At 64.9% G+C, this 11,176-nt stretch carries 8 protein-coding genes; 1 reads left to right on the top strand and 7 read right to left on the bottom strand.

Annotated elements, in window-relative coordinates:
* Positions 1 to 153: 153 nt before the first annotated feature.
* From gshB to DBR23_RS07405, 7 genes are all read right to left on the bottom strand, one after another.
* Complete coding sequence (gene gshB / locus DBR23_RS07435) at positions 154 to 1,110, bottom strand: glutathione synthase (RefSeq protein ID WP_108497815.1); 957 nt, start codon at positions 1,108 to 1,110, stop codon at positions 154 to 156.
* Between the two features lie 52 nt (positions 1,111 to 1,162).
* On the bottom strand, positions 1,163 to 2,350 hold the full coding sequence (locus tag DBR23_RS07430; RefSeq protein ID WP_108497814.1) for a benzoate/H(+) symporter BenE family transporter: 1,188 nt from the start codon (positions 2,348 to 2,350) through the stop codon (positions 1,163 to 1,165).
* A 171-nt stretch (positions 2,351 to 2,521) separates the two neighbouring features.
* On the bottom strand, positions 2,522 to 4,390 hold the full coding sequence (locus tag DBR23_RS07425; RefSeq protein ID WP_108497813.1) for a potassium transporter Kup: 1,869 nt from the start codon (positions 4,388 to 4,390) through the stop codon (positions 2,522 to 2,524).
* A 257-nt stretch (positions 4,391 to 4,647) separates the two neighbouring features.
* Positions 4,648 to 5,943 (bottom strand): glutamate--cysteine ligase, encoded by a 1,296-nt coding sequence (gene gshA / locus DBR23_RS07420; protein WP_015016114.1) that lies wholly within the window; start codon positions 5,941 to 5,943, stop codon positions 4,648 to 4,650.
* A gap of 95 nt (positions 5,944 to 6,038) precedes the next feature.
* Positions 6,039 to 7,505, bottom strand: coding sequence for a TrkH family potassium uptake protein (locus DBR23_RS07415; RefSeq protein WP_108497812.1), 1,467 nt, complete (start codon positions 7,503 to 7,505; stop codon positions 6,039 to 6,041).
* Positions 7,506 to 7,704: 199 nt separating this feature from the next.
* Positions 7,705 to 9,168 carry a Trk system potassium transporter TrkA gene (trkA, locus tag DBR23_RS07410; protein ID WP_108497811.1) on the bottom strand — a complete coding sequence of 488 codons (1,464 nt, stop codon included), beginning with the start codon at positions 9,166 to 9,168 and terminating at the stop codon, positions 7,705 to 7,707.
* A 60-nt stretch (positions 9,169 to 9,228) separates the two neighbouring features.
* Positions 9,229 to 10,509, bottom strand: a complete 1,281-nt coding sequence (locus tag DBR23_RS07405; protein WP_108497810.1) for a glutamate-5-semialdehyde dehydrogenase — start codon at positions 10,507 to 10,509, stop codon at positions 9,229 to 9,231.
* Between the two features lie 46 nt (positions 10,510 to 10,555).
* Between DBR23_RS07405 and DBR23_RS07400 the strand changes: the two genes are divergently transcribed.
* The gene (locus DBR23_RS07400) at positions 10,556 to 10,894 is read left to right on the top strand and encodes a hypothetical protein (RefSeq protein ID WP_108497809.1); all 339 of its coding nucleotides are present in this window, start codon (positions 10,556 to 10,558) and stop codon (positions 10,892 to 10,894) included.
* The last annotated feature ends 282 nt before the right edge of the window (positions 10,895 to 11,176 follow it).

Raw genomic sequence — 11,176 nt, 5'->3', positions numbered from 1 at the left:
GCACCTAAGCACCACCACAAACCACCCCATCGACCCCAACACTTTTGCGCTCAGGTCTCAGTAGCGAAGCCCTCGACTATAGCACGGTTTACAACGGGCAGCAGGGTAAGCCCAGGGATTGATCTAACAGTACCTGTACACGAGACAAACCCCTCAACCACCAACGGCCGCAACCGCAGACTCCAAAGCGTCTACAAATAGGAAGGCCACATCGCAGCCTGTCTGATCAAAGATTTCCTGGAAGCAGGTCGGGCTGGTGACATTGATCTCTGTGACGCAGTCGCCGATCACGTCTACCCCAGCCAGCAGCAAGCCACGCGACTGCAGCACCGGGCCCAGCGCTTCGCCAATCTCACGATCCCGCGCAGACAGAGGGCGCGCCACGCCTTTGCCGCCAGCGGCCAGATTGCCGCGCACTTCGCTGCCCTGGGGAATACGCGCCAGGCAGAACGGCACAGGCTTGCCGCCGATGATGAGGACCCGCTTGTCGCCATCAACGATCTCGGGCAAAAACTTTTGCACCATCACGCTTTGCGCGCCGTGGCGGTTGAGGGTTTCGGTGATGCTGCCCAGGTTGAGGCCGTCTGGGCCCACACGGAAGATGCCCATCCCACCCATGCCATCCAGAGGCTTGAGGATGATGTCCTGGTGCTCTGCATGAAAGCGGCGAATGTCTTCCGCATCCCGGGTGACCAGCGTCGGTCCGATGAACTGTGGAAACTCCATGATGGCCAGCTTTTCCGGATGGTCCCGCAGAGCGCTGGGTTTGTTGAACACCCGGGCGCCATCGCGCTCCGCCTGCTCCAGCAGGTGGGTGGCGTAAAAGTACTCGCTGTCGAAGGGCGGGTCCTTGCGCATGAGTACAGCATCAAAATCAGCCAACGCTGCGCTGCGCTGCGGCTGGGCCTCGTACCAATGGGTGGCATCCCCCGTGAGGCGGACGTCCTGCACCCGTGCAGTGACCTTGCTGCCGCGCTGCCAGGTGATGTGCTGCGGTTCGCAGACCGTGAGGGTATGACCACGCCGCTGTGCCTCGCGCATCATGGCGAAGGTGGTGTCCTTGTAGATCTTGAAGCTTTGCAGCGGGTCGGCGATGAAGAGCAGTTTCATGGTGTCGGGTCAAGGAATGGAGGAGGCCAGGGGCCCAGGCAGCCAAGGCGACTTACGCGCCGCTGGCCTGCGAACGCCTGTACTGTTGCACAAATAGCGCAATGCTGCCGGCCACCACGCCCCAGAAGGCCGAGCCCACCCCAACGATGACCACACCGCTGAGGGTGACGAGAAAGGTAATGAGTGCCGCCTCGCGGTGCGACTCGTCCCGCAGCGCCGCCGCCAGGCCGTTGCCAATGGTGCCCAGAAGCGCCAAACCCGCAATGGCCACCACCAGCTCTTTGGGAAAGGCGGTAAGCAGCCCGGTGATGACTGCGCCAAACAAACCGATCGCCACATAGATGGCGCCACATGCCACCGCGGCCGTGTAGCGCCGGCGGCGATCGGCGTGCGCCTCGGGGCCCATGCACATCGCGGCGGTGATGGCGCTGAAGTTGAGCGCAAACGCCCCGAAAGGCGCCAGCACCAGGGTGGCCAGACCCGTGAGCGTGATGAGCCGGGAGATGGGCAAGTTGTAGCCCGACGCACGGATCACCGCCACCCCGGGCAGGTTCTGCGACGCCATGGTGACCACAAACAAAGGAATTGCCAGGCTGACGGCAGCCGCTACGCTGAACTGGGGCGCCGTGAAAACTGGCAGGGCCAGCTCCAGCTGCACCGCCGACCAGGCCATCTGCCCCTGGGTGGCCACGAACACCACCGCCATGGCGAGGGTGATGACCACCGCATACCGGGCAGCCAAACGGCGGCTGACCAGATACACCATCAACATCAGCAGCACCAAGGGCAATGCGGTCTGGGCTGCCGCAAACGCCTGCAGGCCAAAGCGGGCCAGCACGCCGGCCAGCAGGGCAGCGGCGATTTCCATGGGGATGCGGTTCATCACGCGCTCGAACCAGCCGGTGACGCCCGCCAGGGTGATGAGCAACGCGCTGATCATGAAGGCGCCGATGGCCTCGCCCATGCTGAAACCGCCCGCCAACCCCGCGGTGGCCAGCACGGCGGCGCCCGGTGTGGACCAAGCCACCATGACGGGCTGGCGCAAGATCAGCGAGGGCACCAGCGAACACAGTCCCATGCCCAGACCAAGCGCCCACATCCAGGACGTGATCTGCGCGGGTGTGGCCCCAAAGGCCAGGGCGGCCTGGAAGACGATGGCCACCGAGCTGGTAAAGCCCACCAGCACCGCCACGAAACCCGCCACCGCCGTGGAAAGGCTCAGGTCTTTGAAAAATTGCATGGGCGCGATTCTGGCACCGCGCGCGCCTGGCGCTCAGGCAGGCCGTCAGCCCACTCCAACAGCTACAGTATTAATAGCACCTCAGACAATGAGCACTAGCGCTACAAGGCAAAAACAGCGTAAAACCAGCCCGAGGCTCCGTCCCAGGCCAGGGGGAGCCCCCTAAGCCCGTCAGATCTCGATCTTGGAGCCCAGCTCGACCACCGCGTTATTGGGCAGGTGCAGAAAGTCGGCCGCGCCACTGGCGTTGTGGTGCATTTGGGCAAACAGCTTTTCGCGCCAAGGCGCCATGCCGCTGCCGATGGTGGGGATGACGGTGTCCCGCGACAGGAAATAGCTGGTGGTCATCGACTCCAGCTCACAGCCTCGCCCTCGCAGCAGCTCCAGCGCGCGGGGCAGGTCGGGGTCGTTCTTGAAGCCGTAATGCACCACCACCTGCCAGCAGTCGTGCCCCAGCGATTCGACTTGCAGCCGCTTGTCCAGACCAATCCAGGGCGTCTCGTGGTTGTGCACGGTGACAAACAGGTTTTGCTGGTGCAGCACCTTGTTGTGCTTGAGGTTGTGCAGCAAGGCATTGGGCACCGCGCCCGTTTCGGCCGTCAGGAAGACGGCTGTGCCATCCACCCGCGTGGGCGGACTGATGAAGATCGACTCAAGGAAGTCCTTGAGGTCGATGGCATCGGCACGCAGCTTGTCATTGAGCAGGCGGCGCCCTTCCTTCCAGGTCATCATGAGCGAGAACACGATGCCGCCGATCATCAGCGGGAACCAGCCACCCTGGAACAGCTTGAGCAAGTTGGAGGCGAAGAACGCCAGGTCCACCACAAAGAAGCAGCCCGTGGCCGCAATGCACAGCGCCAGCGGATACCGCCAGCCGTAGCGGATCACGAAGAAGGTCAACGTGGTGGTGATCAGCATGTCCAGCGTCACCGCAATGCCATACGCCGCAGCCAGATTGCTCGACGAGCGGAACATCACCACCGCCAGCACGATGGCCACGAACAGCCCCCAGTTGACCAGCGGCATATAGATCTGGCCCGTGTCGCGCACGCTGGTGTGCTGGATGTTCAGGCGCGGCAGGTAGCCCAGCTGGATGACCTGCTTGGTCACGCTGAATGCGCCGGTGATCAGCGCCTGCGAGGCAATCACGGTGGCCATGGTGGCCAGGATCACCAAAGGCACCAGCGCCCAGTCGGGGGCCATCAGATAGAACGGGTTCTTGACGGCCTCGGGCTCGGCCAGCAGCAGCGCGCCCTGGCCAAAATAATTGAGGGTGAGCGCCGGCATGGCCACACCAAACCAGGCCATGCGGATCGGGCGCTTGCCGAAGTGGCCCAGGTCGGCATACAAGGCCTCGGCGCCCGTCACGCACAGCACCACCGCGCCCAGAATGATGAAACTGGTGCCCGGGTTGGCCCACATGAAGCCCAGCGCGTGGTGCGGACTCAGCGCCCACAAGATCTCCGGATGCCCCACGATGTGCGACACACCCAGCAGCGCGATGGTGACAAACCACACCAGCGTGATGGGACCAAAAAACTTGCCGATGCCGCCCGTGCCGCGCTTTTGCACGGCAAACAGGCAAAACAGCACCACCAGCGTGATCGGTATCACGTAGTGCTTGAAGTGGTCCGACACCACTTCCAGCCCCTCCACCGCCGACAGCACCGAGATGGCCGGGGTGATGACGCCATCGCCGTAAAACAGCGAGGTGCCAAAAATGCCCACGGCCAGCAGCACGCTGCGCAGCTGGGGCTTGTCTTTGACCGCCTGGGAGGCCAGGGCCAGCATGGCGATGAGGCCCCCCTCACCGTGGTTGTCGGCGCGCAGCACCAGCACCACGTACTTCAGGGAGACGATGACCGTGAGGGTCCAGAAAAAGATGGAGAGGATGCCGTAGATGTTTGCGGGCGTGAACGGCACATGGCCGGACCCGAACACCTCCTTGACGGCATACAGCACGCTGGTGCCGATATCGCCATACACAACACCGATGGCGCCCAGCGTGAGCGCTGCGAGCGATGACTTGGAGCTTTGCACTGACCACCCCCGCGCACTGGGCCTGACGGGGTTCCGTTACTTTTGGGAACGCTATTGTGCGCCTGAGCCAGATCAAGCGTTTGGAGGCGAAACCCCATGTTGCAACGCAGCAACTTGCCCTTGGCAACCGGGCGCGGGCGTGGCATGCGGGGCCACTGCCCTGCCCCGCAGGCCCGCTGCGCAACGTCGCCGGGAGGGCGCAGACGTTGAGACGCGGTGCCCCCAAGACCCGCAAGGGGCCCCAGAGACTCTGGTTTTCAGTCGTATACCTCGGCGTCGGGGTTGGTGGCCTCCAGCTCGTAGCTGGCCGCCAGCATCGCCAGCCGCGCCACCACGCCATACATATAGAAGCGGTTGGGCGCGCTCACACCCGGGCGCACGCCAGGCTGCGGCATGTGGGTGCTGTGTTCAAAGGCCAGGGGCACAAAGCTCGCGCCGGGGGCGTTGAGGTTTTCATCCACACCCCGCTCGGCGTGCATGCGGTAGAAGCCCCCCACCACGTAGCGGTCCATCATGTAGACCACGGGCTCGGCCACGGCGTCGTTCACGCGCTCTTGCGTCAACACCCCTTCCTGGATGATGACTTCGCTCACCGGCTGGCCGTCCTTGATCACGGCCATCTTGTTACGCGTCTTGCGGTTGACTGCGTCCAGCTCCTTGGCGTCGCGCACGGTCATGATGCCCATGCCGTAGGTGCCGTTGTTGGCCTTGACGATCACGAAGGGCTTTTCGTTGATGCCGTATTCCTTGTACTTGCGGCGCACCTTGGTCAGGAGTGCGTCCACGCTGGTCTGCAGCTGGTCCATGCCCGTGCCCTCGGCAAAGTCCACCTCGCCGCACTGGCTGTACATGGGGTTGACCAGCCAGGGGTCAATGCCCAGCATCTTGCCAAAGCGCTTGGCCACCTCTTCGTAGTTCTTGAAGTGGGTGCTCTTCTTGCGCACGCTCCAGCCGGCGTGCAGCGGGGGCAGCAGGTACTGCTCGTGGATGTCTTCCAGAATGCCGGGGGCGCCTGCGGTGAGGTCGTTGTTCAGCAGGATGGTGCAGGGGTCAAAGTCCTTGAGCCCCAGGCGGCGCTTGGTGCGCACCACGGGTTCCAGGGTCACGGTGTCGCCGTTGGGCAGCTCGATCAGCGTGGACTTCTTGATCTCGGGGCTGATGGAGCCGACCCGCACGTTCAGGCCCGCCATGTTGAAGATGCGCTGCAGCTGCACCACGTTGGACAGGTAGAACGTGTTGCGCGTGTGGTTCTCCGGGATGATCAGCAGGTTGCGCGCTTCGGGGCAGATCTTTTCGATGGCAGCCATCGCAGCCTGCACGGCCAGGGGCAGCATCTCCTTGGTCAGGTTGTTCCAGCCGCCCGGGAACAGGTTGGTGTCGACCGGGGCCAGCTTGAACCCCGCATTGCGGATGTCTACCGACGTGTAGAACGGCGGGGTGTGTTCCATCCACTCCAGCCGGAACCAGCGTTCGATGGCGGGCATCGAGTCGAGAATGCGCTGTTCGAGTTCGTTGATCGGCCCGGTGAGGGCCGTGATGAGATGCGGAACCATGGAAAGCCCTCGGGAAGCGATTGCGGTGAATTGTAGGATGTGGGGTCAGGCCGGGTTTTCGCAAGTCACCCCCGGTGCAGCCACGGCCCTGCCCCCTACCGGCGCCAGAACGCCGGGGTCAGCAAGGCCATGAAGCTCAGAATCTCCAGCCGCCCCAGCAGCATGGCCAGGGTGCATACCCAGATCTGGAAATCGGTCAGCACGGCATAGTTGGACGCGGGCCCCACGCTGCCCAGGCCCGGGCCCGCACAGTTGACGCTGGCCAGCACCACCGAAAACGCCGTCACCGGGTCCAGGTCTGTCAGCAACATGACCATGCTCAGCCCGAAGACCGTGCCGCCATAGACCAGCATGAAGGCCAGCACCGAGAAGATCACCCGGTTGTCCACTGCAGCGCCGCCCAGTTGCACCGGCTGCACGGCGCGCGGGTGCACCAGGCGGTTCATCTCGCGGCGCGCCTGCTTGACGAGGATAAGCATGCGGACCATCTTGATGCCCCCGCCCGTCGAGCCCGCACTGGTGGCCACACCCGACAGCAGCAGCATGAACACCGGCGCAAACACGGGCCATGCCAGGTAGTCCACCGTGGCGTAGCCGGTGGTGGTGGCCAGCGACACCAGATTGAACATGCCATGGCGCAGCGCGTCCAGCGGCCCATACACGCCCTTGGCCCACAACAGCAGAGCCACCAGCAGACCGCCGCCAATCAGCGTCACCAGCGTGGCCCGCAGCTCCGGGTCGCGCCAGAAGCCGCCCCACTGGCCCTTGCGAATGGCGACGAAGTACAGCGCAAAATTGCAGCTGGCCACCAGCATGAAGAAGATGCAGATCGCCTCCAGCAGCGGCGACTGGAAGTACCCAAAGCTCAGGTCGTGAGACGACAGCCCGCCCAGGCTCACGGTGGTGAACATGTGCATCAACGCATCCAGCGGGGCCATGCCCCCGGCCCAGTAGGCCAGGCCACACAGCACGGAGAACAGCGCATACACCCCCCAGAGCCCCTTGGCCGTGCCGGTCATGCGTGGCGTGAGCTTGGTGTCCTTCAGCGGCCCGGCCACCTCGGCCTTGAACAGCTGGCTGCCCCCCACGCCCAGCAGCGGCAGCACGGCCACGGCCAAAATCAGGATGCCCATGCCACCCATCCACTGCAAAAAGGTGCGCCACACATTCACCGACACCGGCAACGCATCCAGGCCCGCCAGCACGGTGGAGCCCGTGGTCGTCAGCCCCGACACCGCCTCGAAGTAGGCGTGCGTGAACGACAGCGGGTGCCCTGTGTAGTGCCCGGCCAGCATCAGCGGCAGCGCGGCCGACAGAGGCAGCAGCATCCACACCAGCGACACCAGCATCACGCCGTGGCGCGGCTGCAGCTCCTGCCGGAACAGCCGCAACCGCCACCACAGCCACGCGCCCGCCAGCATCGTGGCGCCCATGGACAGCGGGTACACAAACCAGACGCCGTCGCGCGTCCACAGCGAGACTGCCAGCGGCAGGCCCATAGACAGCGAGAAGATCATCACCAGAATGCCCAGCACGCGCAGAACGGGAAACATGTCCGTCATGACTCGGGCCCCTGGTCCATGGCAGCCGACATCGCATGCAGCCGTCGATACTGGTGCAGCCCAGGCGAGGGCCGCCGCGCAAGGGCCGCCCCGCCGCAGAGGCGGCGCTTCGCTGGCGTGCGCTGGCGGCGTCCTCCTGCCCGCAGCGCACAGCGCTGCGAGAGCGGGGGGAAGGCGCGAAGCGACTCAGGGGGGTGCATCAAAAGAACGTCGCGCTCACGCGAAAGAGCTTTTCCACATCGCGCACCAGCCGCTTGTTGGGCAGGAAGAACACCACGTGGTCATTGCTCTCGATCACCGTGGCGCTGCGCGGGATGATGACCTCGGGCTCGCCCAGATCGGCAGCGGATGCACCCGTGGTTTCCGACGCGTCAGGCAGACCGCGCACGATCAGGCCGATGTGCACATCGCGCGGCAGTTGCAGATCGCTGACCTTGCGGCCGACCACGCGCGAGCTTTTGCGGTCGCCGCGCGCCACGATCTCCAGCGCCTCGGCCACCCCACGGCGCAGGCTGTGCACGGCCTGCACGTCGCCCTGGCGCACATAGGCCAGCAGCTCACCCAGCATGGCCTGAGCGGGCGACAGCGCGATATCGATCTGCGTGCCGTGCATCAGGTCGGCATAACTGCGCCGATTGATGAGGGCCAGCACCCGGCTTGCGCCCATGCGCTTGGCCAGCAGGCAGGACATGATGTTGTCCTCGTCGTCGTCGGTGAGCGCGAGGAACAGGTCCACCTCCTCGATGCCTTCGTCACCCAGCAGGTCTTCGTCGGTGGTGTCGCCCTGCAGCACCAGCACCTCAGGCGGCAGGGCTGATGCCAGCTCCACGCAGCGGTCCGCATGGTCCTCGATGATCTTGATGTGAAAACGCCCGCCCGCCTGGCTGAGCTGCCGCGCCAGCCGCAGACCCAGCCGGCCGCCGCCCGCAATCATGATGCGGCGCACAGGCTGGAGCTGCTGGGATGCCGGACGGTGCAGAGCGGCCAGCACGTTGGCGATGTGCTCGTGCGCGGCCAGCACGAACACCTCGTCCCCCGGCTCGACGCGCGTGCGGCCGTCGCAGGCGATGAATCGGTCAGGCTCGTCGGGGAAGCGCCGGTAGATGGCCACCATGCGCATCGCCAGCTCCGGCGCACTCTCGCGCAGCGCGCCGATGGAGTGCCCCACCATCGGAGCCCCCGCACGCGCCCGCACCGACACCAGGCATGCGCGGCCTCCGGCAAATTCGCGCACCTGCATGGCCTCGGGGTACTCGATGAGCTTGCCGATGTAGCGGGTCAGCGATTCTTCGGGGCAGATGATGCGGTCCACCGCAAACCCCTCGGGGCCAACCAGCCGCTCATGGGCCTCGAAGCCTGTGGTCCGCACCCGCGCAATGCGCTTGGGGATGTTGAACAGCAGCTGCGCGATCTTGCAGCACACCAGGTTGGTCTCGTCCTGCGCGGCGCAGGCAATCAGCAGGTCGGTGTCCTCGGCCCCCGCCTCGGCCAGCACGGCAGGCTCGATGCCGTTGCCCACCACCCCGCGCAGATCAAACCGCGACTCCAGGTCGCGCAGGCGCGCGGCGTCGGTGTCGATGACGGTGATGTCGTTGCGCTCGGACACCAGGCTGTCTGCCACGCTCTGGCCCACGCGGCCGGCGCCGAGGATGATGATTTTCATATGAAATAAGCCGCAAGCGCTAGTCGAACATGCACCAGCAGCTATCGTTTCAGAAGCACATCAGGCCCGCACCTCACCTTCGCCCAGCACCACGTACTTGAGCGAAGTGAGGCCTTCGATGCCCACCGGGCCCCGCGCATGGAACTTGTCGGTGCTGATGCCGATTTCAGCGCCCAGGCCGTACTCGAAACCGTCGGCAAACCGCGTGCTGGCGTTCACCATCACGCTGGCCGAATCCACCTCGCGCAGGAACTGCTGGGCATGCATGTGGTCGCGCGTCAGGATGGCATCGGTGTGGTGGCTGGAATAGCGGTTGATGTGGGCGATGGCTTCATCCACCCCCGCCACGATCTTCACGCTGATGATCGGGGCCAGGTATTCCTCGCTCCAGTCCTGCTCCGTAGCGGCGACCAATTTGGCACCCGCCACCGATTGCAGAATCGCCAGCGACTCGGGGCAGCCGCGCATCTCCACGCCCTTGGCGGCATACACCGCGCCGATCTGGGGCAAAAATGCTGCCGCCACGCCACGCGCCACCAAGAGCCCCTCGCTCGCGTTGCAGGGGCTGTACTTGTTGGTCTTGGCGTTGTCAGCCACCTTGACGGCCATGGCGATGTCGCAGGGGTCGTCCACATAGGTGTGGCAGTTGCCATCCAGGTGCTTGATCACGGGCACCTTGGCATCGCGGCTGATGCGCTCGATCAGGCCCTTGCCGCCGCGCGGGATGATCACGTCCACAAACTGCGGCATCGTGATGAGCTGGCCCACGGCCTCACGGTCGGTGGTCTGCACCAATTGCACCGCGTCTTGCGGTAGGCCGGCCTCGGCCAGCGCCTGCTGCACGATCTTGGCCAGTGCCTTGTTTGAATCAATCGCCTCGGAGCCGCCACGCAAGATGCAGGCGTTGCCGCTCTTGATCGACAACGACGCGGCTTCGATGGTCACGTTGGGACGGCTCTCGTAAATCATGCCGAACACGCCAATCGGCACGCGCATCTGCCCCACCCGAATGCCGCTGGGCTGCTGCTTCATGCCGAGGACCTCGCCAATGATGTCGGGCATGGCGGCCAGCTGCTCGCAGCCCTCGGCGCAGGTCTCCAGCACCTTGGGGGTAAGCTTGAGCCGGTCCACCATCGGGCCCGCCAGCCCATTGGCCACGGCGCGCTCCAGGTCTTTGGCGTTGTCGACCTGCAGCGCAGCCACGTTCTCGCGCAGCAACCGGGCCAGCGCCTTGAGCGCTTTGTTTTTGATAGCTGCTGGCGCTTTGGCCATCAGCGCAGAGGCCGTTTTTGCCTGGAGACCGAGGGAGTGCGTGTATTCAGCGACGTTGAGGGCGTTCATCCGGCGATTTTGCCGCACTTGGTATCGGCCCGGTGGGCGCGGGCCCATGGCTGCTTTACCCTCGGGCGTATCCCCCATCCTGGCCCCGCCCGGCTACGCCATGACCGACACCGCCCACACCCAGCTCACCACCTTCACCCAGGCCCTGCAAGCCTTTGAACGCGGCGACCACACCGCCGCCACCCTGAGCACCCTGGCCCGCGAGCAAACCACCCTGCTGGCCGCCCTGCCCCCGCGCTACAGCGATGTGCTGCTGAACCTGCTGGACCGGCTGGAATCGAGCGCGCTGTTTTCGGAAGAAAGCTGCTCGTTCAGCCAAAAGGATCTGGTGGCGAACCTGGCGATGTGGGCTGAAAAAGCACAGGGCACATTGAACGCTGGCTGACCACTCCGGGGCCGAGCAACGCGACGGCCCGAGTGGCTGTTCGTTTCCCATCCCCTCTGTATGCGCCGAGGAGCGCAGCGGCCAGCGGGTCAGGGCTCGCGACTGTCTGAGCGCAGCGAGTTTGAGCGAGACCCCGCTGGACGCGAGCACCGCAGGTTGCCCGAAGCGAAGCGCAGGGACGCAGACAGTGGGGTCGCCTTTCTTTTGGGTACTTTTCTTTGGCGAAGCAAAGAAAAGTACCTCGCCCGCCGGGGCGACAACCCGGCTCCCGCCGTGCGCACA

It is taken from the genome of Acidovorax sp. HMWF018 (assembly GCF_003061035.1).
Taxonomy (GTDB): Bacteria; Pseudomonadota; Gammaproteobacteria; order Burkholderiales; family Burkholderiaceae_C; genus Acidovorax; species Acidovorax delafieldii.
Note: the sequence above shows the minus strand (reverse complement) of the source record. Positions and strands in the feature narration are given on the sequence as shown.

Excerpts from the sequence above, each read along its gene's own strand:
- DBR23_RS07400 (WP_108497809.1), top strand. The coding sequence starts at position 10,556 with ATGGCTGCTTTACCCTCGGGCGTATCCCCCATCCTGGCCCCGCCCGGC.
- DBR23_RS07415 (WP_108497812.1), bottom strand. The coding sequence starts at position 7,505 with ATGACGGACATGTTTCCCGTTCTGCGCGTGCTGGGCATTCTGGTGATG.
- gshB (WP_108497815.1), bottom strand. The coding sequence starts at position 1,110 with ATGAAACTGCTCTTCATCGCCGACCCGCTGCAAAGCTTCAAGATCTAC.
- DBR23_RS07405 (WP_108497810.1), bottom strand. The coding sequence starts at position 10,509 with ATGAACGCCCTCAACGTCGCTGAATACACGCACTCCCTCGGTCTCCAG.
- DBR23_RS07430 (WP_108497814.1), bottom strand. The coding sequence starts at position 2,350 with ATGCAATTTTTCAAAGACCTGAGCCTTTCCACGGCGGTGGCGGGTTTC.
- gshA (WP_015016114.1), bottom strand. The coding sequence starts at position 5,943 with ATGGTTCCGCATCTCATCACGGCCCTCACCGGGCCGATCAACGAACTC.
- trkA (WP_108497811.1), bottom strand. The coding sequence starts at position 9,168 with ATGAAAATCATCATCCTCGGCGCCGGCCGCGTGGGCCAGAGCGTGGCA.